Genomic DNA, 25533 nt, shown 5'->3' with positions numbered 1-25533 from the left:
GGGGAGCGGAAGGTTGCCGGGGAACCAGAAACTAGAGCGTCAGGTCGATATCCACGATCGCGCGGTCTGCCAGCGCATAGGGGCCCCAGGCCGGCGAGAGCAGGACGGTGCCGTCCGACTTGGTCCAGGCCAGGCGCACCTGGATCGGTACGCCGGGCGTGACGACATAGCCACCGCTGCCGGGAAAGCGGCTGCGATCGCGTAGTAGCCAGCTTGCAAAGCCCGAGAGCGGCGAGCCGCCGCGGACCTGGCCGGCGATCGCCCAGACGACGGTGCCGTCGGCGGCGGTGGTGCCGATCTCGACATCGACCGGCCCCTTCGTCCCGCTGCGGCGATGCGTGACCGAAATCCAGGCATCGAGCGGCTGCGGCGTCGGGTTGCTCTCGGCAATCGGATCGATCGGGCGGATGCCCAGGTTGCGCAGCAGTCGGTTCACCCCCGCGCTGCCCCCGGCCAGCACCAGCGATTCGATCAGGCGGCAGAGGAACTGCGCGTCCGCGCCGGCAGTGTCATACCCGTAATTGGCGAACAGGCCGATCAGCAGCACCGACTGGAAGCCATAGGTCACCGCAAGCGCCAGGCCGCAGGATATGATCGGCTTGAAGTTCCGCCCGTTGAACAGGCCGGCGACGACCGGAAGGTTAAAGAACCAGGCCAGCGCGGATTCGAGGATCGCCGCGAGCACGAACAGGACGATCAGCGCCTTACCCGATTCGGCGATTACCTGCGACGCTGCCGGATCGTCCGCGATGGTTCCGGTCTGCGCCTGCGGCGTCGCGGCGGGCTGTGGCGTCGGCGTGAGGGCCGGCGTATCCGCTTCGTTGACAATGGTCGTATTGTCCTGCGCCAGCGCGGGCACCGCCGGCGCAACGCTGGCGGAAAGCAGGAATAGTGCGGCGAACAGGCTGCGCATCGGGCGTCCTCCCCCAAAGACAAGGGCGAAGACTAGCCGAGACGCAGCCCGCTAGCCATTGGGCTTAACCCCATTTCCGAGCGAAGTTATTGTGCCGGCTTGCCGGTATATTTGTCGAGCCAGCCCAGAACCGTGCCATACCATTGCATCGAGTTCTTCGGCTTGAGCACCCAGTGGTTCTCGTCCGGGAAGACCAGGAGCTTGGACGGGATCTCCTTGCGCTGGAGCGCAGTGAAGGCGGCCAGCCCCTGCGTGTAGGGAATGCGGAAGTCCTTCTCGCTGGTGATCACCAGCTGCGGAGTCTTCCATTTGTCGACGTGATTGACCGGGTTCCACTTCTCGAACGCGGCGGGGTCCTCGTAATAGGCCTTGCCGCCATGCTCCCACTCGTCGAACCACAGCTCCTCGGTCTCATAGGCCATGGCGCGGGCGTCGAACACGCCGTCATGCTGGACGATGCACTTGAACCGATCGGGCCACTGCCCTTCGATCCAGTTCATCATGTAGCCGCCATAGGAGGCGCCGAGCGCACAGGCATTGTCTGCATCGAGCCAGGCGAACTTGCCCGTCGCTGCTGCCAGGCCCTTTTGCAGGTCCTCGAGCGGCCAGCCGCCCCAATTGTTGCGGATCGCATCGGTGAAGGCCTGGCCATAGCCGGTCGAGCCGTGGAAATCGACCGAGACCACCGCATAGCCGGCGCCGGCGAACACCGCCGGGTTCCAGCGATAGGACCAGCTGTTGTTGCTCGAACCCTGCGGTCCGCCATGGACGATGAAGGCGATCGGCGCCTTCTTGCCGTCGGCCAGGCCCGCGGGCTGCACCGCATAGCCCCAGACGGTGTCGTTGTTGGCCCCGGTGAAGCTGAACCGCTCGACCTTGGGCATCGGAATGCCGGCGAGCTTCTCGGCGTTGACTGCGGTCAGCCGGGTGCTGGTCTTGCCCTTCAGCGCATAGAAATCGTCCGGCGCGGTCAGGCTGTTCATCGAATAGACCACCCCACCCTTCACCGGCACGATCGCCGAGACGTTGTCGAGCTGGGTGAGCCGGGTGACCTTGCCGCTCTTCGGATCGACTGACCAGATCGGGTTCTCCTGGGTATCCTCGGCAGTCACGTAGATCGTCTTCGAATCGGGCGACCAGGCGATCGAGCCGACCGAACGGTCCCAGGCCTGGGTGAGCGCCTTCACTTCGCCGGTGGCGAGGTTGCGCAGCTGGAGGACCTGGCGATCCGCCTCATAGGTGGCGCGCGCCATCGAGAAATAGGCGAGCCACTTGCCGTCGGGCGAGACGGTCGGGAGATTGTCCATCCCCTCGTTCGCCTTGGTGAGGTTGACCGGCGCCGAGGAACCGTCCGCAGGCGCAGCGAAGATGTCGAGATTGGTCGACTTGGACTCGATCCGGCCCGCTTCGCGCAGCGCGAAATAGACGGTCTTGCCATCGGCGCTCCAGGCCAGTTCCTCGCCCCCGCCGAACGGCTTGGAGGGTGTGTCGCCGACGAGCGTGCCGACGATCGGCACCGCGGTCACCGCTTCCTGGCGCAGCGGCACGACGAACAGCTGCGAGCGATCGCCATTGCTCCAGCTATCCCAGTGGCGGACGAAGAGCTGGTCATAGGTGCGCCCCGATCCCGCGTTCGAATCCTTCTTAACCATCGCCGGATCGAGGCCAGGCGCGCCCGGCTTGCGATCGGCCCAGACCAGAGCCTTGCTGCCGTCGGGCGAGAGCTTGAAGCCGCTGAATCCACCTTTCGGCGTGAACCATACCCGCGTCGCGCCGCCGGCGATGTCCACCGACTGGATGCTGTCGTCTCCGCCCTTGTCGGACTGGAAGAACACGGTCTTGCTGTCCGGAGCGAACACCGGGCTGGTTTCGTTGACCTCGGCTTCGGCGACCAGCTTCTCGGGCTTGGCGCCCTTTACCGTCAGGTCGAGGCGCCACAGATCGTAGCGGCCCTTGTTGGCAGCGAGATCGGTCTCGCGCTGCTGCCAGACGAGCCAATGGCCGTCGGGCGACACGGCGGGCGAACCGACGCGCGACAGGGTGGCGACGTCCTGAATGGTGAGATCACGCGCCAGCGCGGGCGCAGTGGTGGCGGCGAGTGCAACGCTCGCGAGCAGGATGTGCTTCATGGGGCGGAATACAGCAGAAGCGCGGGGTCGTTACAACGGTGACCAAACCGTCACCCCGACGAAAGTCGGGGTCTCGCACGGCTCATGCTTGAATGCGGCCTGAGATCCCGGCTTTCGCCGGGATGACGTGAAATTACTGCCGCCCGGTGATCCGCGAGATTTCCTTCGCGACCATGTCTTCGACAAGGCGCGGCAGATTGGCGTCGAGCCATTCGCTGAGCATCGGCTTGAGCATCGAGCGGACCATGCCTTCGAGCGTGTCCGAGCCGGTGACTTCGGGCTTCACCACCATCCGCGACAGCGCCTCGAGCGGCCCGCGGGTCGCCTGGGCGGCGCTGTCCGAGACGATCGGCTCGGCAGGTGCAGCCTCGGCTTCGACGGGCATGGTGCGCGCCGGCTTCTCGGCGGCGGGCTTGGGCGGCGTGGGGGAACCCATCGACATCGGGGTCGGCGTCTCCAGTCTGTCTTCCTCGACCGGCTGGCTCAGTTCGAGCACTTCGTCGACTGCAGCGGATTTCTCCGCTGCCGTCGTCGTCGCGCGTCCGCCGCGGCGCGTACGCGTCGCGATGGCAGCATCGCCTTCCTCGGCGATGATGCGCTTGATGGAGGAAAGGATCTCCTCCATCGACGGCTCGCTACTGATGTCCCCCATCAACCGGCTACTCCAATAAGCCCCGGGAGCGGGTAATCAGGGCTTTTTACGGTTAATGTCAACAGGCGCCGTGGCATCACCGCGCTGAAGCACCGGATCGAGCGCGGTGTTCGTCACGTCCGGGTTCTGCGCCGGGGTTGCCTTGGTGCTGGTGCCCACCGCCTCGGGAGCGGGATCGTTGCTCCAGTCGGACCAGCGATTCTTCACCCGCTTGTAGTTGACGCCCGGATCGTAGAGCGGGCCGCCATCAAGGTTAAGATCATTGGCCTCGGCCCGGCCCATCGCGGCGAGCAGCTGGAAGCCGGCCACATAGGCATCGCGCTCGGCGGTGACATAGTTGACCTGGCTGTTCAGCAATTCCTGCTCGGCGTTCAGGATGTCGAGGATGGTGCGCGTGCCGACGCTGTTCTCGGCGCGGACGCCTTCCAGCGACAGGCGGTTGGCTTCCACCGCGACGCGCGTCGATTCGATCACGCGTAGCGCCGACGAGTAGTTGGCATAGGCCGAGCGGACCTGGGCGATCACGCCGCGCTCTGTGAGCGTGACGGTCTCCATCGCCGAAGCCTCGCGCGCCTGGGCCTGGCGGATCTGCGCCGCCGGGCGGCCGCCCTGGAACAGCGGCAGGTTCACCTGCGCGCCGACCGTGGTCGACACGCCGTCCGGGCTGAGGCCGGTGACCGAGCGCGCCTGGCTCGAGAGCGAGCCGAGATAGTTGTAATAGTTGGTGCCGACGCCGACGCTGACCGTCGGCATGCGCGAGGCCTTGGCAGCGCTCACGTCGAAGCGGGTGGCGTCGCGCTGCTTCTGCGCGGCTTCCAGGTTCGGATTGTTGGCGAGCGCGGCCTGCTCGGCATCCTGCACGTCGGTGGGGATGCCCGGCAGCGCCGGCGGCTGGGCGAGCACGCCCGGAGGCGCGCCGATCACGCGGATATAATTCTCGCGGGCGCCGATCAGCGCCGCTTCGGCAGTGCGCAGCTGGCTCTGGGCGAGCGCGAGGCGCGCTTCCGACTGGGCGACGTCGGTGCGGGTCAGGTCGCCCACTTCGAACCGATCGCGCGTCGCCTGGAGGTTGACCTCGAGCACATGGACATTCTGCTGGTTGAGGCGAACGATCGCCTCGAAGCGCAGCACGTCGACATAGGCAGTCACCGCGTCGGTGAAGAGCTGCGCCTCGGCGCCGCGCAGGCTGGCAAGGCCGGCCTCGACACGCGTCTCGGCGCCGCGCACCGAATTGCGCACCGCGCCGCCGGTGTAGATCGGCACCGACAGGTTGAGGCCGACGGTGCCGGTCCGGGTCGGGCCGATCGTGGCGTCGCTGTCATAGGGGCTGGTGCTGGCCGAACCGGTACCGCTCAGGCCCGGGCGGCCCGCCGCCTTTGCAATCGGCACGTTCTCGTCGTTCGCGCGCTGATCGGCGCGATCCGACTGGAGGCCGGGATTGGTGTTGTAGGCGAGCACCAGCGCATCGCGCAGCGTGGTGGTCGGCTGCGCGGTCTGGGCCGGCGCGGCACTGCCCACTTCGACGCGTACCGGCGCCTGGGTGCCGTCGCGAGTCGTGGTGGTCTGCGCGGCCGCCGGCATGGCGATCGCAGCAAGGCTGGCACCCAGGAACAGAGAGGAAATTCGCATGAGCCTCTTTCAGAATCAGAATTGAAAGGTTCGTAGGCGCTCGAAACCAGGAAGAACTGCACACTCGATATCGGCAAAGTCGGTAAGGCCGAAGCCGCCGTCGGTGACGCGGCCCGTCGCGAGACGCGTGACGCCGCGATCGACCATGCCGGTCACCACGCGGGCGCCGGGCGCGAGCTGGGCGAGCAGCGCGTCGGGAAGCTTCTCCACCGCGCCATCGACGATCAGCACGTCATAGGGACCTTCGGCAGCATGGCCGGCAGCGAGCGGACCTTCGATCGGCTCGACATTGGCATAGGCGGCGAGCGCGGTGCGGGCGAGCGCGGCAAGCGCCGGCTCCTCTTCCACCGCTACCACCGAGGTGACCAGGCCGGCGACCAGCGCCGCGGTATAGCCGCCGGCGGTGCCGATCAGCAGCACCTTGTCGGTGGGGCGCAGATCGGCGACGGTGAGCAGCCGGCCGGTCGCCAGCGGCGAATTGTGCCGACGGCCGCCCGCGAGCGGCAGCAGCGTGTCGCGATAGGCGATCGCGCGATGCGCCTCCGGAAGGAAGTCCTCGCGCGGCAGTACTGCCATGGCTTCCACCACGCGCACGTCGTTGACTGCGTTGGTGCGCAGCTGGCTGGCGACCATCGAATGGCGCATCGCTTCAAAATCGACCGTAAGAGCCATCATCACTCCGGCTATCTGTCACAACCGTATTAGTTGCGCAATACACTGATTATGTAGGGCGGCTTGTATCCCTTCCGCAACCCCCCGCCAAGCAATGCGGGCAGCTATTTTTGCACTGCAATGTTGACAGGACTGCAAGCACCTGCGCATTGGCGCCCCTCGCTCCGAGGCCCGATGGCGGAGTGGTGACGCAGAGGACTGCAAATCCTTGCACGCCGGTTCGATTCCGGCTCGGGCCTCCACTTCCTTCCCTACTTCGTGAAATCGCCACTCGCACCGGATCGGTGGCGGTTGCGATTGACTGCGAACCGCGTCCCAACGCCTCATCCGCGCTCCACAAAGAGGGAGACGAAGAGATGAGGAAGTTGCTGAAGCTCGCGGGCCTGGCCGCGCTTCTCGCCGGCACGGCGACCACTGCGTCGTCGAGCTACATGCCGAAGCAGCAGGAGAGCGCGACGCTGTTCTACAGCGACGAAGAGCATACCACCCAGGTTGGTGCCGAGGTGCGCTTTTGCGACGGCACCTTCATCCGCACGGGCACCCCCACGCTCTACACCGAAGAACTCTATTTCGGCTGCGATTGACCTTCGCGCGTGCCAGGACGGCCCGCCGTCCCGGCCATTTTCTGCGATCTTGTGTGTCTTTCTAGCCACTTATCTACGAATTGGCACGGATCGTCGGGTCGGTATCGAGCCGTCAGCGGAACAAATCGCGATTCATCGCCGTTGAGTCCCCGATTACGGGAGACGAGGCATGTACGATTTCGGCATCCGACACGCTCTTACCGGTTATCGCGTTGCGTACCGTCCGGAGCAGCAGAATTATTGCCCTGGTTGCGGCGGGACCCATTGGGTTGTTGGCCGGCTGACCGCGGAATGCGCCTTTTGCGCGACGGCGCTGCCGCTCGTCGCTGCGGGTGCGACCGGCAACGGACTGATCCGCCAGACCGGGGTGGCGCTCGCCGCCTGAACCTTTTCGCACGGGGCATGCGTTTCGCGGGGGGAATCCCAGGAGCGCTTATGACCGATGTTTCCGTGACCTCGCCGATCGAGCGGATTGCACGCGTGATTGCCGCCGAGATGGTCAGTCCCAATGGCGAGGCTGCAGAGGGTCCCGACGAGCCGGTAAGCGTCGTCGTCGAGCGCATCTGGCGCGCCGAGGTGGAGCGCGCGGTCGCGATCCTGCACACGCTGCGCGAGCCGACTCGCGAGATGGTCGAGGCCGGGCGCCAGGCAGGCGACGATCCTGCGCTGATCTGGAACGCGATGGTCCGCGCGGCGCTGGAGCAGTCGGTCGCGCGCGAGGTCGAGCCCGCCTGAGGGTTGCAGCCGGCCCATCAGCCGCTAATGCCGCTGGGATGACCGGCGCCCAACTCACGCTCTACAATTCGCTCACCCGCAGCCTGGAAGCCTTCCAGCCGCTCGACCCCGAAAAGGGCGTGCGTGTCTATTCGTGCGGGCCGACGGTCTATAACTACGCCCATCTCGGCAATCTGCGCGCCTATGTCTTCACCGACACGCTGAGCCGGGTGTTGAGCTGGAAAGGCTATGCGCTCACCCATGTCATCAACATCACCGATGTCGGCCATCTGACCAGCGACGCCGATGCCGGCGACGACAAGATGGAGGCGGCCGCCAGGGCCCAGGCGAAGAGCATCTGGGACATCGCCGCGCATTACACTGCGGCGTTCAAGGCGAACATCGCCGATCTCAACATCCGCCAGCCCACGCGCTGGTCGGTCGCGACCGATCACATCGCCGAGATGATCGACTTCGCCGAGAAGATCGCGCCCGAGCATTGCTACGAACTCGATTCGGGCCTGTATTTCGACACGACCAGCGTGCCTGACTATGGCCGCCTGGCGGGCAGCCAGGACGATGCGGCCGAGGGGCGGATCGATCCGGTGGCGGGCAAGCGCCATCCGCAGGACTTCGCGATCTGGCGCAAGTCGCCCGAGGGCGAGCAGCGCCAGATGGAATGGGACAGCCCCTGGGGCAAGGGCGCGCCGGGCTGGCACCTCGAATGCTCGGTGATGAGCATCAAATATCTTGGCGCGCCGTTCGACATCCATACCGGCGGCATCGACCACCGCGAGATCCACCACCCCAACGAGATCGCGCAGAACCAGGCGTTCTGCGGCTGCGCCGACACCGGCTCGCATTTCTGGATGCACAACAACTTCCTGGTCGATCGCCAGGGCAAGATGAGCAAGTCGAAGGGCGGCTTCACCACGCTCCAGTCGCTGATCGACGCGGGCGTGCACCCCCTCGCCTATCGGCTGCTCTGCCTCCAGGCGCAGTATCGCAGCGAGCTGGAATTCTCGGCCGAGAACTTGGCGGCGGCGCTCACCCGGCTCAAGCGGCTGGTGATGACGGTGACCGCGCTCAAGGCACGCGCCGAGAGCGAAGGCACTGCGCCGGCGGCCTGGCTGGTGCGGCTCGACGAGGCGGTGTCCGACGATCTCAACACCCCCAGGGCGTTGCCCGCGCTCGACGAGATGCTCGCCGAGAAGAAACTGTCGCCTGCCGACCGGCTCGCCGGGCTCGCCGCGTTCGACGCGGTGCTTGGGCTGCGGCTGCTCGAACTGACCCGCGAGGAACTGCGCATGCGCCCGGCAGGTGCGACGATCACCGCCGAGGCGATCGAGGACCGGCTGGTCGAGCGCAAGGAAGCCCGGCTGGTGAAGGACTTCCAGCGCTCGGACACGATCCGCGATGAACTCGCTGCGGCGGGCGTCGAGGTAATGGACGGCGATCCGCTGGGCTGGGACTGGAAGCCGGCGCTGGGCGGATAAATCCGAACGCCATGCGCGTTGCACCCCGTGCTGCGCCCGTCGGGAAGATGGGCGGCAACGGAGTAAGATGCGTATGCTGAAGTCCCTTCCCTTCACCGCACTGGTCGCTGCGCTGGCGCTCGGCGCGTGCAACCAGGCGGACAAGACCACCGACAACGAGGCAGTCACCGTCGAGAACGCCGTGGCGCCCGACGATTCGACGCTCAACGACACGCCGGTGGTCGAGGATGCCGATGACGCGACTGCGGTGACGGTAGCGGCGGTGCCCAAGGCTGCCGCAGGGATCAGCGCCGAGGATGCCGCACCGCTCCACGATGCCGGGACGATCGAGGACGAAATCCGCGACGGTCGCAACGTCCAGCGCATCCGCTACGGTGATGGCTGGGCCTGGACACGCGGCGGCAAGATCGTCCGCACCGCGGACCGCGACGGCAAGGAAGTCGCGTATTTCCGCGCCGGCGAAAGCAAGCCCTTCTTCGTCCAACGCGGTGAGCGCAGCTATGCCTTCCAGGGCGGCAAGCCGGTGCGCCAGTTCGACGATGACGGCAAGGCCAAGGCGCCCGACGTCGGTCGCGCCCGCGAGGCGAACGAGGCGGCCGAGAAGGCGCATGACCGTCGCGAAGAGGCGGAAAAGGCACGTGACAATCCACGTGGCGAGCGTGGCCCGGGCGGGAAGCCCTCGCCTACGCCATCGCCTACACCCGACGAACACGGCCGCGACCGTGGCGGAGATCACGACCGCCATTGAGAGAGCCTGGCGAATAATCCCTGTTCCCCGGCGAAAACCGGGGGACAGGATTTCTCTTCCGTCTCGCCTGTAACTCTGGGCCCCGGCTTTCGCCGGGGAACAGGAATGGCGATGACGTTCCGGCACCTCCACCAAGTTGCGATTTGAAACCAAGCCAGCGCAACGCTAGCCTCGGGCCATGAAGGCCGTTCTCCCTGCCCTCGCTCGCCCGCTGGTGGAGCCGCAACTTCCCGCCGGGCTCGACGTCCACTGGTTCACCAGCACCGACGAAGCGGTCGCGCTGGCTGCCGATGCCGACATCGCCTGGCTCGACAACAACAATCCGCGTGAATGGGCGCGCGCCGTGGCGGCGGCGGGCAAGTTGCAATGGCTCTCGACCATCTATGCCGGGCTCGATGCGCTTGACACCGGCCTGCTGCGGACGCGCGGCACGCGAGTGACCAATGGCAGCGGCGTCAATGCGCACACCGTCGCCGAATACGCAGTGATGGGTGCGCTCGTCGCCGCCAAGCGCTTCGACCAGGTCGTCCGCGCCGCCGATCGCCACGAATGGCCGGTCGATGCCCCGGGCAAGCTCGAGCTATTCGAAAGCAGGGCGCTGGTGATCGGCTATGGCACGATCGGCAGGCTGATCGGCGAGCGGCTGAAGGGTTTCGGTGTCGAGGTGACCGGCGTCACCCGTTCGGGCGCCGAAGGCACAGTCGGCCCCGACGCCTGGCGCGCGCTGCTGCCCGAGACCGACTGGGTATTCCTCGCCGCACCTGCCACCGATCAGAGCCGGGCGATGATCGGTGCCGAGGAACTGGCGGCGATGAAGCCGAGTGCCTGGATCGTGAACGTCGGCCGCGGCGAGCTGATCGACCAGGACGCGCTGATCGAGGCCTGCACCAAACGCCGCATCGCCGGCGCGTTCCTCGACACCGTCACCCCCGAACCGCTGCCGCCCGAGCATCCGCTGTGGACCACGCCCAATGTGATCCATTCGATGCACCTGTCGGGGCGCAGCCAGACGCGGATGTTCCTGCGCGCGGCGGCGCTGTTCGTCGAGAACGTCAACGCCTTCGTGGAGGGGCGGCCGCTCCGCAACGAAGTCGATCTCGCTGCCGGCTATTAAGCGGCTCTATCCCCGTTCCCCGGCGAAAGCCGGGGCCCAGTTGCAATGTCGTTCGAGAGGCTGGCGCACCTCACCAACCGCGCCGAGACTGGGCCCCGGCTTTCGCCGGGGAACTGAGGGAGTATGGGCAGGTCCAATTGTCGCTTGCCCGCGAATGCCCTCTTCCATTACTTAGCTTCATGCCTAACAAAATCGACGCCGCCTTCGCCGCGCTCGCCGATCCCACGCGTCGGGCGGTGGTCGAGCGGCTCGGCGACGGGCCCGCCAGCGTCAGCGACCTCGCCACCGGCTTCACCATGGCGATGCCGAGCTTCCTCCAGCATGTCCGCGTGCTCGAGGGCGCCGGTCTGGTGCGCACCGAGAAGCAGGGCCGGGTGCGCACCTGCACGCTCGAGCCGCTTGCGCTCGCCGCGGTCGAGCAATGGATCATCGAGCGCCGCCGTGCGACCGATGCGCGCTACGACCGCCTCGCCAGGTTCCTCGACGCTCAGGAGCAGGACAATTGAACATGGCCGAAGCCGTCCACGACAAGTTCGTCATCGAGCGCCGCTTCCGGCAGAGTCCGGCCAAAGTCTTCGCCGCCTTCGCGACGGAGGAGGGCAAGGCGCGCTGGTTTTCCGGCCCGAACGAGCTGTGGGATCTGGTCGACCGGCGTTTCGACTTCCGCGTCGGCGGCACCGAGCATCTCGAAGGCCAATGGAAGAGCGGCACGGTGACGCGCTTCGATGCTTCCTATCACGACATCGTAGCCGACAGCCGCATCGTCTATGCCTATCGGATGCAGCTGAACGGCAAGCCGATCTCGGTGAGCCTCTGCTCGATCGAGCTGCTGGCCGATGGCGAGGGCACGCGCCTGCTCCATACCGAGCACGGCATCTATCTCGACGGCTATGAGGACAAGGGCTCCCGCTTCCACGGCATCAGCCTGCAATATGACAAGCTGGACGAGACGCTGCCCGGCTGACCGCTTTCGTTGCGCGAGCGGAGGTTCTCGTCGCAAAATACTGTGTCCGGCGTCGCGCGCGCGTCAGCCAGACCTTCTTGTCCCTGCCCAAGGGGCCAGGAGGACCAAGATGCGCTCGATTGCCCGCCCGACCCAACTCGCGCCAGCATTGCTGCTTGCGGCCACTGCCTGTTTCGCCGGCGCGCCGGACAAGGCCGTGGCCAATGGTTCGGAAGGCGGGACCGAACCAGCGGCGCAGAGCATGACGATCACCGGCATGGTCCTCGCGCCCGCGGGAGCGCCGCTGGAGGATGCAAAGGTGATTGCCTGCTCCTCGCCCTATCAGGCGTGCAAGACCAAGATCGAGGCGCCGCTGCGCCATGTCGGTGGACCGAGCTGGGCTTTCGAGCTGAAATTGCCGAACAAGGGGCCGTGGCAGATCGTCGCCTGGAAGGACGCCGATGGCAATGACGACGCCTCCGCGGGCGACTATCTCGGCGTCGCGCGTGACGGTGGCGAGATCGAGGCGCCCGCCAATGCGGTGCGGATCTCGGTCAAGAAGGTCGAGGGCGACCAGAGCGCGGCCAGCGCATCGAATGGCGACGTGCCGGCGCTAGCCGGCACCTGGTCGCAATCCTCGACGAGCAAGGAACTGGTGCTTGCTTCTAAGATCAAGCTCCAGCCGAGCATGGCCACGGGCTATGGCACCAATCTGGGCGGCACCTTCGGTCCCGGATCGGCGACCAACACGACGATCGTGACCGAATCGACGCCGGTGAGCGTGCAGCGCCAGATGAGCCTGGCGATCCAGCGCGACGGCAGCTTCCTGTGGAAGATCAGCAAGCAGCACACCGAGGGCAAGTGCACCAAGGCAGTCACCCAGGAGAAGCGCGGCCAGGTGCTCACCTCGGGCGGGAAGATGACCTTTGCGATCAAGAGCGGCCGCGAAGGCTGGAGCAGTTGCGGCAAGACCGGTGCCGGCGCGATCTCGGCACGCAGCGAAACCTATAGCTACAGCCTGTCGGGCGGCGCCCTGCGGCTGAGCGGCCCGGGGGGCGTCAACTGGACGTTCCGCCGGGGATAAGAGGAATTACCCAAGCGGGGAAATTTTTTGCTTGCATGATTTTACCCCGCAAGGGTAAGTCGCCGCCACTATGACGACTCTGGCAGGCACCAAGATCCGCCGCTTCCGCGAGGAGCGCTCCCTCACCCGCGCCGCATTCGGCGCCTGGTTCGATATTCCGGGCTCGACCGTCCAGGGCTGGGAGAAGGACGGAAAGCGCGCGAACGCGAAGGTCATGAACCTGATCGCCGCGCATGGCATTGCCGGCGCCGCCGACTGGAACGTCACCGTGCGCGATGCGGAGAACGACATGCATGCGAGCTGGAGCCCGTCGAGCTGGAAGGCGGCCGAGGCGCGCCAGCTGCCGCAATATCCCGATCAGGGTGCGCTCGATGCAGCGACCAGCCAGCTGACCTCCTTCCCGCCCCTCGTCTTCGCCGGCGAGGCGCGCGAGCTGACCAGCGAGCTGGCCAAGGTGGCGCGGGGCGAGGCCTTCCTGCTCCAGGGCGGCGACTGCGCCGAAAGCTTCGCCGAATTCCACCCGAACAATATCCGCGACACCTTCCGCGTGCTGCTCCAGATGGCGGTGGTGCTCACCTTCGCCTCCAAGCTGCCGACGGTGAAGCTTGGCCGCATGGCTGGCCAGTTCGCCAAGCCGCGCTCGGCCGACACCGAGACGATCGATGGCGTCGAGCTGCCGTCGTACCGGGGCGACAATGTCAACGACATCGCCTTCACGCCCGAGGCGCGCATCCCCGATCCGCAGCGCATGCTCCAGGGCTATTCGCAATCGGCGGCGACGCTCAATCTGCTCCGAGCCTTCGCGCAGGGCGGCTATGCCAATCTGCACCAGGTCCACAAATGGACGCACGACTTCATGGGCCGCAGCCCCTGGGCGAAGAAATATGCCGACGTTGCCGACCGGATCGGCGAGGCGCTCGACTTCATGGCCGCCTGCGGCATCGATGCGGACAGCGTGCCGCAGCTCAAGGCGACCAGCTTCTACACCAGCCACGAAGCGCTGCTGCTCCCCTATGAGGAGGCGATGACGCGCCAGGATTCGCTGACCGGCGACTGGTACGACACTTCGGCGCACTTCCTGTGGATCGGCGACCGTACGCGCTTCGACGGCTCGGCACATGTCGAGTTCCTGCGCGGCATCGGCAATCCGATCGGGATGAAGTGCGGCCCCAGCCTCGAGCCGGACGCGCTGCTGCGCCTGCTCGACACGCTCAACCCCAGCCGCACGCCGGGCCGGATGACGCTGATCACCCGCTATGGCCATGACAAGATCGAGGCCGGCCTGCCCAAGCTTGTCCGCGCAGTGAAGCGCGAGGGACATCCGGTGGTGTGGAGCTGCGATCCGATGCACGGCAACGTCATCAAGGCGGCCAATGGCTACAAGACCCGCCCGTTCGACCGGATCCTGGCCGAAGTGCGCGGCTTCTTCGCGGTGCATCGTGCCGAGGGCACCTTCGCGGGCGGCATCCATGCCGAGATGACCGGCCAGAACGTCACCGAATGCACCGGCGGCGCGATCGACATCACCGAGCAGGGCCTGGCCGATCGCTATCACACGCATTGCGACCCGCGCCTCAATGCGGGGCAGAGCCTCGAACTCGCCTTCCTGCTGGCGGAGATGCTCAACGAGGAAATGGCGGAGCGTCGCAAGGCCGCCGCTTGATGCAATCTTGCGCTCAAATTGCGTAAATTTGCGGATTTACATCGTCGCCATCTTTTACCAAGGCCTTCGCTTTACGCGGAGTTAAGGTGGCGACAGTGGAGGAGCGCTGGCCAGTGGGGCGATTTGCGTCGGCGCGTCCGGCGTTGTTCGTCTTTCTCGGCGCCTTTGTCGGCTGCCTGATCTCGGCGGTCTGGTTCCGGGCTACCGGGGTCAATCCACCGATCGGCGTCGCGATCGGTCTCTCGGTCGGCTGCCTGATCCTGTTCGGCAACCGACTATGGCCGCTGGTCGCCCTCGCCCCTCTCGTCACCTTCTGGCTGTTCAACGCCAATTATCCGCTGATCGGGCAAGTGGCGAGCGCCGCGGGGCTGTCGCTGGGGGCTTTGCTCACCGCTTCGATGATCGGTCGCCGTGGCATCCGCCCGGACGAAATGCTCAGCCCCGGTTCGCTGCTCTGGGTGTTCGCCGCGGCGGTCGCCGGATCGCTGGTGTCGGCGGGCATGGTTGCGGTCACCGTGATGCTGATCGGGCGATCCTTCTCGCTTCTCGACAAGTTTGCGCAGCAATGGCTCGGCATGATGCTCGCGGCGCCGCTGGTGCTCGTCTGGGCAACGCCGCCGCGCCTGCGCTGGACTGCGCTGCGCTGGGCGGGCTTCGTCGCGGTGATGGTGCTCTGCGCGGCGGTCGCGGCGATGGTATTCCTGACCAAAAGCGTGATGCCGTTCGGCTGGGCGGTGTTCCCGCCGATGGTGCTCGCAGCGCTGGGCTGGCACCTGCGTGGCGCCACCACCGCGTCGGCGATCTGTGCGGTGATCGCGCTCTGGGGCGTCGAGATTGGTGCGGGTCCCTTCGCGCTGCATCCGGGCGACTATCCTGTGCTGGCGGCGCAGGCCTTTGTCGCGGTTGCCTGTGCGACGATCATCCTGCTTGCCTCCTATGCCGATGAGCGCCACGCCGAGGACAAGCTGCACCTCGCCGCCAAGCGGCTGGAGATATCGCGCCGCCACCTCACCAACATGGCCCGTGATTCATCGACCGCCATCGCCATTCTCGACCGCGACATGCGCTACATCGCCGCCTCCAAGCGCTACCTCGCCGACTTCCGTCTGCCGGAGGGATTCCAGATCGAGGGCTGCAGCCATTTCGAGCTGTTCCCGACCATCCTGCCCGAGCGGCACGAAGTCTATCGGCGCGTCCTCGACGGCGAGCAGCTCTCCGGCAACGGCCAGGTGGTTCGCCATGCCGATGGCGAGGTGGACTATATCCGATGGAACCATCGCCCCTGGTATGACGAGGACGATCGCATTGCCGGCATCGTGCTGTCGAGCGAGATCGTCACCGCCGAGCTGGAAGCGCGCCGCAAGCTCGAGGAGGCCGAGCGGCGCTACCGCGCGGTGTTCGAGCAGGCCGGCGTCGGCGTCGGCCGACTTTCGCTCCAGGGCGAGATTCTCGAGGTGAACGACCGAATCTGCGAGCTCAGCGGCTATCCGCGTGAGGAACTGATCGGGCGGAGCCTGCAAGACTTCAGCCCGCCGGGCGAAACGCCTGCGACGATGGTGGCGGTCGCTGCGCTGGCGGAGGGCACCACGCCCTTCCATTCGGCCGACCGGATGCTGCGCCGGCGCGATGGCGAGCTGCGTGCGGTCAATTGCACCGCCAACATCGTCCGTACCGGCGACGAGGCTGGCGACTATATCGCGATCGTTCTGCAGGACATTACCCCGCGGATCGAAGCCCAGCGCGCCTTGGAAGGGAGCGAGAAGATGCTGCGCCTCGCCCAGGAGGCGGCAGGCGTCGGCGTGTGGGAGATCGACCTGATCGACGGTGGCGCGCACCTCTCGCCGGTAACGGCGCGGATGTTCGGCCTGGAATGGTGGGAGGGCGAATATCGCATGGCCGCAGTCGCCACGCAGATGGGCGATGCGCAGGTGCTGGAAATGCGCAAGGCGATCGGCAGGGCGCGCCTGGCCGAGGGCCCGCTCGATATGACGCTGGAGCTCACCCTGCCTGGCGGCGAGGCGCGCTGGGTGACCTTGCAGGGGCATTATGATCCCGATGACGGTCATCCCCGGCTGATCGGGCTGGCGATCGACAACACGCGCGACATGGAGGCGGACGCCCAGTTGCGCGAAGTGCACGAGAAGCTGCTGCGCCTCGCCCGGCTCAACGCGATGGGCGCGATGGCGTCGACGCTGGCGCACGAACTCAACCAGCCGCTCGCCGCGATCACCAACTATCTCGAGGCCTGCCGCTACCTCACCCGTTCGCGCGGCGAGCCCGACCACGCGATCCTGGACGCGCTCGACCGCGCCCGGGTGCAGGCGCTCCGCGCCGGCGACATCATCCGCAAGATCCGTTCCTTCACCGTGACCGGCGACGTGGCCAAGGCGCGGCTGGACCTGAACGCCGTGGTCCGCGCGGCCTGCGCATCGGTACGCCAGCTCAAGATCGCCTCGGGCACGCAGATCGATTGCGACTTCGATCCGCTTCCCGCCGATCTGATCGGCGATTCGCTCCAGATCGAGCAGGTGATCGGCAACCTGATCCGCAACGGCGTCGAAGCGACTGCGGGGCGCGCGCGCCGCGAGGTTGTCGTGCGCAGCCATGTCGATGCGGAGGAAGTGCGCATCGACGTGGCGGATACCGGCCCCGGACTGGACGAGACGATGCTCGCCAACCTGTTCGAGCCGTTCCGCACCACCAAGGAGAGCGGCACCGGGCTGGGCCTGCCGATCTGCCGCACGATTGTCGAGGCGCATGGCGGGCGGCTCTGGGCAGAGAATGGCGCCGATGGAGGGGCGGTGTTCAGCTTCACGCTGCCCACCCTGGCGGCAACCGCCGAGACGGTCTGACCCAGAGCGCAACAAACTGAAATACCGCCGCAAGGCCCGGGCTCCAGAGCGATCCGGGTCGGCGTCTGCCCCTCTGTACGCCGGCACCCCTGAACTACGGGGCGGCCGAATTCCCCTACTATTCCGGCCGCCCCGGCCTTTCCTTACCCTGGGGTCACGGACGCAGGTCAGCGACCACCGCTTCCGCGGGGAGCAGCAGGGTCTTCATGCCGCCGCCTTGTCTCCGCGCAGCATATGGACCGCGCCCCAGGCGATCAGCGCCTGGCCGATGAAATAGGTCGGCCACACCAGCAGCTTCGCGATCAGCGGCGCGATCATCCGGCCCTCGTTAAGGAAGATCAGCCAGTCGGAGACGAAGAACAGCAGCGCCCCGAGCGCCACAAGCGTGCCCAGGCGGCTGAGCATCGCAGACGCGGTCATCAGCGACAGGCCGAACAGGTAGAAGGCGAGCATGCCAACCTGCGCGTCGCCCTTGAACATCCACCAGCCGAGCAGCGCCATGCCGGCGGCGACTGCCGGTGCGATCCAATGCGCCGCGGGCACCCGCCGGTTGCGCAGATAGAGATAGCTGGCGAGGAAATGGCCGGCGAGGAAGGCAACCGCGCCGGCGGCCATGCCCTGGAGCTCGAGCAGCACGTCACCGAGCGCGCCCAGCGCCAACACCGCGCCGACCATCCGCCCGTCGGAGTTCACTGCCTTGCCGCGCGCCCATAGCGCGAGCAGCGCCACCCCTGCCCCCTTCCACACCACCGCCGGCGTGCCCTGAATGTCGAGCCAGACATTGGCGTAGTAGCTGGCGCCAACGAGCAGCGCGGCGACGAAGGACGGTTCGATACGGGTGCGGTTCATTTGCCCTTGATGCCGCGTGGCTGGCGCTCTGCCAAGCTTGGGTCTATCGGGGCGCATGCACGACATTCATATCATCGGCGGCGGCCTGGCCGGCTCGGAAGCCGCGTGGCAGCTCGCCAACAAGGGTTTCAAGGTCCGCCTCTCGGAAATGCGCGGCAGCGGCACGATGACGCCGGCGCACCAGGGCGAAGGCCTGGCCGAGCTGGTCTGCTCGAACAGCTTCCGCTCGGACGACGCGCAGAACAATGCCGTCGGCCTGCTCCACCAGGAAATGCGCGACCTGGGCTCGCTGATCATGGCGCAGGGCGACATCCACAAGGTGCCCGCCGGCTCGGCGCTAGCGGTCGACCGCGACCGCTTTTCCGAAGGCGTCACCGCGGCGCTGGCGGCGCATCCGAATATCGAGATCGTGCGCGAGCGGATCGACGCGCTACCCGAAAGCGGCATGACGATCGTCGCCACCGGCCCGCTGACCGCGCCCGGCCTCGCCGAGAGCATCGGCACTGCCACGGGCGAGGACCAGCTCGCCTTTTTCGACGCTATCGCCCCGATCGTGCACCGCGACAGCATCGACATGGAGGTGGCCTGGTTCCAGTCGCGCTGGAACAAGGTGGGGCCGGGCGGCACGGGCAAGGATTACATCAACTGCCCGATGACCAAGGATCAGTATCTCGCCTTCCACGCTGCGTTGCTAGCCGGCGAGAAGACCGAGTTCCGCGAATGGGAGAACGTCCCCTATTTCGAAGGCTGCATGCCGATCGAAGTGATGGCGGAGCGCGGCGTCGACACGCTGCGCTTCGGGCCGATGAAGGGCGTCGGCCTGGACGATCCGAAGACCGGGCGCTGGCCCTATGCCGTGGTCCAGCTTCGCCAGGACAATGCCTCGGCGACGCTGTGGAACATGGTCGGCTTCCAGACCAAGCTCAAATATGCTGAGCAAGTCGCTCTTTTCCGGACGATTCCCGGGCTGGAGAATGCCGAGTTCGCCCGACTCGGCGGCCTGCACCGCAACACCTTCATCAAATCGCCCGAACTGCTCGATGCGCAGCTCCGCTTGCGGAACGCGCCGCATATCCGCTTCGCCGGCCAGATCACCGGCTGCGAAGGCTATGTCGAAAGCTCGGCGATCGGCCTTTTGGCAGGTCGCTTCGCCGCGGCCGAACTGGCCGGCGAAACGCTGGAGTCCCCGCCCCGCGAAATGGCGCTGGGCGCCCTGCTCTCGCACATCACCGGCGAGGCGGAGGCCGAGACCTATCAGCCGATGAACGTCAATTTCGGGCTGTTCCCGCCGATCCCCGGCAAGACCAAGAAGGCCGACCGCAAGCAGATGTACACCGGCCGTGCCCGCGAGGCGATGCGGGGCTGGATGGCTCAGCCGTCGCTGTCTTCCGCCGGTTCCTGATCGGCGGGCTTGGCGGCGGCCTTGGCCGGGGCGCAGGCGCAGCGCGGCTTGGCGGTGCGCTTGACCGCGGTAGTGGCGAATTCGGGCCGGCTGAGCGTGCCGGACTTGTCCTTGTCCGCCCCGGCGAAGCGCTCCACGGCCTTCACCGACCATTCCTCGAAGCTCAGCCTGCCGTCATGATCGGTGTCGAGCCGGGCGAACAGCTTGCGGCGCAAGGCGAAGAATTCGTCCTTGGTGATCGTGTCGTTCTTGTCCTTGTCGATCCTGTCGAAGCGCTTCTGCTCGCGCGTCTTCGCGGCGGCGCTGGGCGGCTCGGCGGGAAGATCCTGCTCCGTTTCGGACGCAACTGCCGCCGAAGGGGCAGGCAGGAGGCGCTTTTCGGTGCTCGCGCTCCCGCGAAACAGGAACAGCCCGGCCACCACCAGCAGCATCGCACCGCCCGCGCCCACCAAATAGCGCCACATCGCCTCTCTCCCCTCTGAGCCGGGGAAGGCTAACCCGAGCTGCCGGTCAGCGTCCAGTGAGGCGGTGCCACAGCAACCGGCCTACGCGTGACGGCGCACCGGCGCTCTTGGCATCGTCCGACAGGTCCAATCGGGCCAGGTGCGCCAGCGCGCCAAGCGCCCGCCCGCCGCGGCTCCAGCGTGCGGCGAGGGCCACTCCGAGCAAGGGGCTCGCGAGATCGCGGGCCATCGCGCGCTCGGCATCCGCCTCCAGATTCCCGGCCAGGTCGGCGAGTGCCCAGCCCTGCCCCGCTGCCGCCAGCGGATCGCCCGTGCTGCCCAGCAGCACGCCGGCAGCGGCGAACAGCTGCCCGCGCCCCTCGCCAAAGCGGCGCATCGCCTCCGGGTTCAGCTCTTCCTCCTCGACCATTACTTCCCAGCCATGGACGATCTGCACCAGCGATGCGCCGGTGACGCCATGACGCAGCACTTCCGCCTCCAGCCCCTTCAGCACCGGCTCGGCCGGGGCTGGCGCGTGGTCGAGCTTCTCCAGCGCCTCGCGCCACCAGGCGAGCCGCATCTGGCCGAGCGCCGGCTCGCGCGTGGTGCGCAGCAGCTTGGCCAGCGCATCGTCGAGCGCGAGCAGTGCCGCCAGCCCCGCCCGCCCCTGTGCCGGCGCATAGGCAAGTATCAGATTTCGTTCCGGATCCTCCACGACCCCGGTCACTTGCTCCTCCCCGAGCATAAGGAAGCCGTTAACCACCCGGATTTATACGTATTTAGCGACAATTGATCCAAGGTGCCCTGTCTGTCGGGGATGGGGAGCCCTTCCATGCAAGAAGGACGGCTGAACGTGGCGAATATGCGCGCCTTTATGGGCAAGCTCTCGCGGGATACGCGTGCGAACACGCTGGCCATCATGGCTGCGGCGCTGGTTCCGCTTGCGGGCATGGTCGGCGGCGGGATCGACATCAGCCGCATGTACATCGTCAAGACGCGGCTGCAACATGCCTGCGACGCCGGCGCGCTCGCCGGACGCAAGTCGATGGGCGGCGGCACCTGGAACCAGACCGTCGGCAGCGTGGCCAATTATCCCCAGGTAACCGCCGGCCAGTTCTTCGACGCGAACTACAACAGCGCTGCCTATGGCGCGAGCAACGTCTCCAAGACCTTCACCGAGAATGCCGGCAAGGTCAGCGGCACCGCATCGGCGGTGCTGCCGATGACGCTGATGCGCATCTTCGGCAAAACCACCGAGACGCTCAGCGTCACCTGCGACGCCGAAATGCGGCTGCCGAACACCGACGTGATGTTCGTGCTCGACACCACCGGCTCGATGGCGAGCAAGGCAGTGAGCAGCGACACCGATACCAAGATCGATTCGCTCAAGACCGCGGTGAAGTGCTTCTACGAGATCGTGGCGCGCCTCGACACCGATGCGAACTGCACCACCGGCACACCCAGCGGCGGCACCGGCGACCAGGTGCAGATCCGCTTCGGGTTCGTGCCCTATTCGGTGAACGTCAATGTCGGCCGCCTGCTGCCGACGACCTATTTCCCGAGCACCTGGCAATATCAGACCCGCGCGGTCGACTCGCTCACCTACAGCAATGGCTCGCCGAGCCAGACCTCGAGCGACACGAACTGGAACAGCACGGGCAACTGGGTCGTCAAGGGCTACACCTTCTCGCGCAGCGGCAGCAACAACGCCAGCGAGAACTGGTGCAAGAACAATGCGCCGTCCACCAGCACGACCAATGGCAACTCGACCAGCACCGAGCTGAGCAACACCACCTATCCAGGTGGCCGCACCGTCACCTACAAGACCGAGACCCAGGTGACGAAGCGCGAATATCAGTACAACAGCTATTCGGGGAAGACCTGCTACTTCGACTATCGCGACACCACCGGCACGACGACCACCAACTACACCCGCACGGACACGGCCGTGGTGAAGTGGAAGTACGGCAAGTATGACGTTAACATCAGCCTGCTGAAGAACGGCACGGACTGGAACACTTCGTTCCAGTGGCCGATCGGCAGCAACGGCTCGAACGTGACCGTCAACTGGAACGGCTGCATCGAGGAGCGCGAGACAGTCAGCGGCACCAGCTTCAGCCCGATCCCCTCGGGCGCGTACGACCTCGACGTCGACACGGTGCCCTATGACACGAAGACGCAGTGGAAGCCGGCGTTGGGCGACATCGAATATATGCGCAAATCGGGCAACAGCTACACGCGCGACGAAGTCACCAACACGACGTCGAACTACTCGCAGCCCGACGACTATTGCCCGACCGAGAGCCGCAAGCTCCAGGCCTGGCCCGATGCGAACGCGTTCGACACCTATGTCGACAGCCTCACTCCGGTGGGCAACACCTATCACGACATCGGCCTGCTCTGGGGCGCCCGCCTGATGTCGCCGACCGGCATCTTCAAGTCGGAGAACCAGTACACCCCCCAGGGCGGCGACATCGAGCGCCACCTGATCTTCATGACCGATGGCGACACGCAGACCAGCACCTCGAACTACGCGGCCTATGGCCTGCCCTGGTACGATCTGCGCAACGTCGCCTCGGGCGATGTCGGCAACAGTCCCGGCGCCACCGACATGAACGACGAGGTCAACGCTCGCTTCGCCGCGCTGTGCACGGTGGTGAAGAACAAGAACATCACCTTGTGGGTGATCTCGTTCGGCACCGGCTCGAACACCACGACGGAGAACCGGCTGAAGACCTGCGCCACCACCGATCGCTACTTCACCGCACGCAACTCGACCGAGCTGCAGACCACCTTCAAGAAGATCGCGGACCAGATCTCGCAGCTGAGGCTCACCAAGTGATCGGGCGCCTGCGCCTTCGGAGGCTCCGCGAGGACGAGCGCGGCACGACGATCGTCGAGTTCGCGATGATCGCGCCGGTGATGGGCGTGCTGCTGCTCGGCGCGTTCGACATAGCCCATACGCTCTATCTGCGCGCGGTGCTGCAGGGCATCGTCCAGAAGGTCGGCCGCGACTCGTCGCTGGAGACCGGCCTCGACGCCGCAACCCAGGCGACGCTCGACGCCAAGGTGAGCGGCCAGGCCAAGGCGCTGTCGAACAACGCGACGGTGACGATCACCCGCAAATGGTATCGCACCTTCACCAACGCCGCAGCAGCGCAGTTCGAGCCGTTTACCGATACCAACGGCAACGGCACCTGCGACGGTCCCCAGGGATCGACTCCGGGCGAGCCGTATGAGGACAATAACGGCAACGGCCGCTGGGATTCGACCGGCGGGAATACCGGTTCGGGCGGCGCGAAGGACGCGATGGTCTATACCGTGTCGGTCACCTATCCGAGCATGTTCCCGCTCTACCGGTTCATCGGCGGCCCCACCACCAAGACGGTGACGGCCTCCACCGTGCTGCGCAACCAGCCCTATGGCGACCAGGGCTCCGCAACCGTGAGGAATTGCCCGTGATGCGCGCGCTTCCCCTTCCCCGCCTGCTGCGCCGCCTGCGCGGCGACCAGAGCGGCCTGGCGATGCTCGAATTCGCCTTCACCCTGCCGATCTTCGCGACGCTCTGCCTGGGCGGCGCCGAGCTGACCAACTACATCATCACCAAGATGCGGGTCAGCCAGATCGCGCTGCACTTGGCGGACAATGCCGCGCGTATCGGCTCGGGCACCCAGCTCCAGGCCAAGACGATCAGTGAGGCGGATATCAACGACCTGCTGATCGGCGCCGACATGCAGTCGGGCGAGCTCGGCCTGTTCACCAATGGCCGCGTGATCATCTCCAGCATCGAGCCGGACACCACGAACACCGGCAAGTCGCAGATCCGCTGGCAGCGCTGCAAGGGCAACCAGACCAGCCTCACCTCAAAATATGGTGTGGCCGGCGCGACCAACCTCGTCGGCGTCGGGCCGACGGGCCGCCAGGTTGCCGCGGCAACTGACGGCGTGACCATGTTCGTCGAGGTACGCTACGTCTATAAGCCGCTGATCAAGACCTCGCTCTCGCCGACCACCGAGTTCGACGAGATCGCCTCGATGATGGTTCGCGACCGTCGCGACACCAGCGACGACAGCAAGAACGCCAACGGCACGACCAACACCAACGCCCAGCACCCGCTCGGCGTCTATAAGGTCACCGGCGTCACCGCTTCGACCTGCTGATCGTTCTCCCTCGATCGGCCGGGAAAAGAAAAGGCCGGGGTCGCCCCCGGCCTTTTCCGTTTTCAGCGTCGAGCAGGAATATCAGCCCTTGTAGGTGACCTTCTTCACCGCCGCGACCACCTTGTCGGCAGTGATCAGCGCCAGCTTCTCGAGGTTGGCGGCGTAAGGCAGCGGCACGTCCTCGTTGGCGACGCGCAGCACCGGGGCATCGAGGTCGTCGAAGCCCTGCTCCATCACCACGGCGGCGATTTCCGACGCGATCGAGCAGGCCGGCCAGCCTTCCTCGACCACGACCATGCGATTGGTCTTCTTCAGGCTCTCGAGCACCGTCGCGGTGTCGAGCGGGCGCAGCGTGCGAAGATCGACGATCTCGGCATCGATGCCCTCGGCCGCCAGCTTCTCGGCTGCTTCGAGTGCGACGCCGACGCCGATCGAATAGCTCACGATCGTCACGTCCTTGCCCTCGCGGACGATGCGCGCCTTGCCGATCGGCAGCACATAATCGTCGAGCTTCGGCACTTCGAAGCTGCGGCCGTACATCAGCTCGTTCTCGAGGAACACGACCGGGTCTTCCGAGCGGATCGCGGCCTTGAGCAGGCCCTTGGCGTCCTGCGCATCATAGGGCGCGATCACGATCAGGCCGGGGACGCTGGCGTACCAGGGACCATAGTTCTGCGAGTGCTGCGCGCCGACGCGCGAAGCCGCGCCGTTCGGCCCGCGGAACACGATCGGGCAGCGCATCTGGCCGCCGGACATGTAATTGGTCTTGGCCGCCGAGTTCACGATGTGGTCGATCGCCTGCATCGCGAAGTTGAAGGTCATGAACTCGACGATCGGCTTGAGGCCGCCCATCGCCGCGCCCGAGCCGAGACCGGCAAAGCCGTATTCGGTGATCGGCGTGTCGATCACGCGCTTCGGGCCGAACTCCTCGAGAAGGCCCTGGGTCACCTTGTAGGCGCCCTGATACTCGGCGACTTCCTCGCCCATCACGAAGACGCGCGGATCGGCGCGCATTTCCTCGGCCATCGCGTCGCGCAGCGCTTCGCGGACGGTCGTCTTGACCATCTCGGTACCCTCGGGGATCGCCGGATCCTTGACGGTGGCGGCCTTTTCGCTGGCGAGCTGCTTGGTGCCGCTGTCGGCCTTTTTCGGGCCGCCATCCTCGCCGGCAGCCGGCTCGGCTGCAGCAGGCGCGGGGGTCGGAGCCGGTGCGGCGGCGGGTGCCGGCGCCGAAGCGTCCTCACCCTCGCCCGCGATCGTGGCGATCACGGTGCCGACCTTCACGTTATCGGTGCCCTCGGCGACCAGGATCTTCGCGATCGTGCCTTCGTCGACCGCTTCGAACTCCATCGTGGCCTTGTCGGTCTCGATCTCGGCGAGAATGTCGCCCGACTTCACCGTGTCGCCTTCCTTGACGAGCCACTTGGCGAGCGTGCCCTCTTCCATGGTGGGCGACAGCGCCGGCATCTTAAGTTCGATCGCCATC

Annotated in this window: 24 protein-coding genes and 1 tRNA gene; 16 read left to right on the top strand and 9 right to left on the bottom strand. The window is 66.4% G+C overall.

The features are described 5' to 3' along the window. Positions 1-31 precede the first annotated feature (31 nt). From P6144_RS04250 to P6144_RS04230, 5 genes are all read right to left on the bottom strand, one after another. The gene (locus P6144_RS04250; protein ID WP_277766459.1) at positions 32-913 is read right to left on the bottom strand and encodes a hypothetical protein; all 882 of its coding nucleotides are present in this window, start codon (positions 911-913) and stop codon (positions 32-34) included. Positions 914-999: 86 nt separating this feature from the next. Next, positions 1000-3042: a S9 family peptidase gene (locus P6144_RS04245; RefSeq protein ID WP_277766458.1), complete on the bottom strand. Its 2043-nt coding sequence runs from the start codon at positions 3040-3042 to the stop codon at positions 1000-1002. A 133-nt stretch (positions 3043-3175) separates the two neighbouring features. Next, on the bottom strand, positions 3176-3694 hold the full coding sequence (locus P6144_RS04240) for a DUF2497 domain-containing protein (protein ID WP_277766457.1): 519 nt from the start codon (positions 3692-3694) through the stop codon (positions 3176-3178). Positions 3695-3730: 36 nt separating this feature from the next. Then, positions 3731-5323: a TolC family outer membrane protein gene (locus P6144_RS04235; protein WP_277766456.1), complete on the bottom strand. Its 1593-nt coding sequence runs from the start codon at positions 5321-5323 to the stop codon at positions 3731-3733. A 15-nt stretch (positions 5324-5338) separates the two neighbouring features. Continuing rightward, complete coding sequence (locus tag P6144_RS04230; protein WP_277766775.1) at positions 5339-5995, bottom strand: protein-L-isoaspartate O-methyltransferase; 657 nt, start codon at positions 5993-5995, stop codon at positions 5339-5341. A 168-nt stretch (positions 5996-6163) separates the two neighbouring features. On the opposite strand from P6144_RS04230, the gene P6144_RS04225 reads away from it, so the two are divergent. The 12 genes from P6144_RS04225 (at position 6164) to P6144_RS04170 (ending at position 17193) form a co-directional block, all read left to right on the top strand. Further along, a tRNA-Cys gene (locus P6144_RS04225) sits at positions 6164-6237 on the top strand. A 114-nt stretch (positions 6238-6351) separates the two neighbouring features. Then, positions 6352-6579, top strand: coding sequence for a DUF6289 family protein (locus P6144_RS04220; protein ID WP_277766455.1), 228 nt, complete (start codon positions 6352-6354; stop codon positions 6577-6579). A gap of 169 nt (positions 6580-6748) precedes the next feature. Next, positions 6749-6964 carry a hypothetical protein gene (locus P6144_RS04215; RefSeq protein ID WP_277766454.1) on the top strand — a complete coding sequence of 72 codons (216 nt, stop codon included), beginning with the start codon at positions 6749-6751 and terminating at the stop codon, positions 6962-6964. A gap of 50 nt (positions 6965-7014) precedes the next feature. Beyond that, on the top strand, positions 7015-7314 hold the full coding sequence (locus tag P6144_RS04210) for a hypothetical protein (RefSeq protein ID WP_277766453.1): 300 nt from the start codon (positions 7015-7017) through the stop codon (positions 7312-7314). A gap of 38 nt (positions 7315-7352) precedes the next feature. Beyond that, positions 7353-8789 (top strand): cysteine--tRNA ligase, encoded by a 1437-nt coding sequence (gene cysS, locus P6144_RS04205; RefSeq protein ID WP_277766452.1) that lies wholly within the window; start codon positions 7353-7355, stop codon positions 8787-8789. A gap of 67 nt (positions 8790-8856) precedes the next feature. After that, the gene (locus P6144_RS04200) at positions 8857-9537 is read left to right on the top strand and encodes a hypothetical protein (protein ID WP_277766451.1); all 681 of its coding nucleotides are present in this window, start codon (positions 8857-8859) and stop codon (positions 9535-9537) included. Between the two features lie 178 nt (positions 9538-9715). Further along, complete coding sequence (locus tag P6144_RS04195; protein ID WP_277766450.1) at positions 9716-10651, top strand: NAD(P)-dependent oxidoreductase; 936 nt, start codon at positions 9716-9718, stop codon at positions 10649-10651. A gap of 179 nt (positions 10652-10830) precedes the next feature. Further along, a complete protein-coding gene (locus P6144_RS04190; RefSeq protein ID WP_277766449.1) occupies positions 10831-11157 on the top strand; it encodes a metalloregulator ArsR/SmtB family transcription factor in 327 nt (108 codons plus the stop codon). A gap of 2 nt (positions 11158-11159) precedes the next feature. Then, on the top strand, positions 11160-11615 hold the full coding sequence (locus P6144_RS04185) for an SRPBCC family protein (RefSeq protein WP_277766448.1): 456 nt from the start codon (positions 11160-11162) through the stop codon (positions 11613-11615). A 109-nt stretch (positions 11616-11724) separates the two neighbouring features. Beyond that, entirely contained in the window at positions 11725-12678 is a 954-nt protein-coding gene (locus tag P6144_RS04180) for a hypothetical protein (RefSeq protein WP_277766447.1), read from the top strand. Between the two features lie 289 nt (positions 12679-12967). Further along, a complete protein-coding gene (locus tag P6144_RS04175) occupies positions 12968-14341 on the top strand; it encodes a 3-deoxy-7-phosphoheptulonate synthase class II (RefSeq protein ID WP_277766774.1) in 1374 nt (457 codons plus the stop codon). Positions 14342-14454: 113 nt separating this feature from the next. Further along, a complete protein-coding gene (locus P6144_RS04170; protein ID WP_277766446.1) occupies positions 14455-17193 on the top strand; it encodes a PAS domain S-box protein in 2739 nt (912 codons plus the stop codon). 204 nt (positions 17194-17397) lie between these two features. On the opposite strand, the gene P6144_RS04165 is transcribed toward P6144_RS04170, so the two are convergent. Next, complete coding sequence (locus P6144_RS04165; RefSeq protein ID WP_277766445.1) at positions 17398-18042, bottom strand: lysoplasmalogenase family protein; 645 nt, start codon at positions 18040-18042, stop codon at positions 17398-17400. A gap of 55 nt (positions 18043-18097) precedes the next feature. On the opposite strand from P6144_RS04165, the gene trmFO reads away from it, so the two are divergent. After that, a complete protein-coding gene (trmFO, locus tag P6144_RS04160; protein ID WP_277766444.1) occupies positions 18098-19444 on the top strand; it encodes a methylenetetrahydrofolate--tRNA-(uracil(54)-C(5))-methyltransferase (FADH(2)-oxidizing) TrmFO in 1347 nt (448 codons plus the stop codon). Here trmFO and P6144_RS04155 read toward each other — a convergent pair. After that, positions 19414-19908 (bottom strand): EF-hand domain-containing protein, encoded by a 495-nt coding sequence (locus P6144_RS04155; RefSeq protein ID WP_277766443.1) that lies wholly within the window; start codon positions 19906-19908, stop codon positions 19414-19416. The two genes, trmFO and P6144_RS04155, sit on opposite strands and share 31 nt — an antisense overlap. A gap of 46 nt (positions 19909-19954) precedes the next feature. After that, positions 19955-20614, bottom strand: a complete 660-nt coding sequence (locus P6144_RS04150; protein WP_277766442.1) for a squalene/phytoene synthase family protein — start codon at positions 20612-20614, stop codon at positions 19955-19957. A 105-nt stretch (positions 20615-20719) separates the two neighbouring features. On the opposite strand from P6144_RS04150, the gene P6144_RS04145 reads away from it, so the two are divergent. Genes P6144_RS04145 through P6144_RS04135 form a run of 3 tightly spaced genes read left to right on the top strand, consistent with a single transcriptional unit; the run spans position 20720 to position 24047 of the window. Further along, positions 20720-22729, top strand: coding sequence for a TadE/TadG family type IV pilus assembly protein (locus P6144_RS04145; RefSeq protein WP_277766441.1), 2010 nt, complete (start codon positions 20720-20722; stop codon positions 22727-22729). Beyond that, entirely contained in the window at positions 22726-23349 is a 624-nt protein-coding gene (locus P6144_RS04140; RefSeq protein WP_277766440.1) for a TadE/TadG family type IV pilus assembly protein, read from the top strand. Before P6144_RS04145 ends, P6144_RS04140 begins: the two co-directional genes overlap by 4 nt. After that, positions 23349-24047, top strand: coding sequence for a TadE/TadG family type IV pilus assembly protein (locus P6144_RS04135; protein WP_277766439.1), 699 nt, complete (start codon positions 23349-23351; stop codon positions 24045-24047). Before P6144_RS04140 ends, P6144_RS04135 begins: the two co-directional genes overlap by 1 nt. Positions 24048-24128: 81 nt before the next feature. On the opposite strand, the gene P6144_RS04130 is transcribed toward P6144_RS04135, so the two are convergent. After that, complete coding sequence (locus P6144_RS04130) at positions 24129-25532, bottom strand: pyruvate dehydrogenase complex E1 component subunit beta (RefSeq protein ID WP_277766438.1); 1404 nt, start codon at positions 25530-25532, stop codon at positions 24129-24131. Position 25533: the final 1 nt, after the last annotated feature.

The organism is Sphingomonas sp. HITSZ_GF (assembly GCF_029543155.1).
Lineage (GTDB): Bacteria > Pseudomonadota > Alphaproteobacteria > Sphingomonadales > Sphingomonadaceae > Sphingomonas.
Note: the sequence above shows the minus strand (reverse complement) of the source record. Positions and strands in the feature narration are given on the sequence as shown.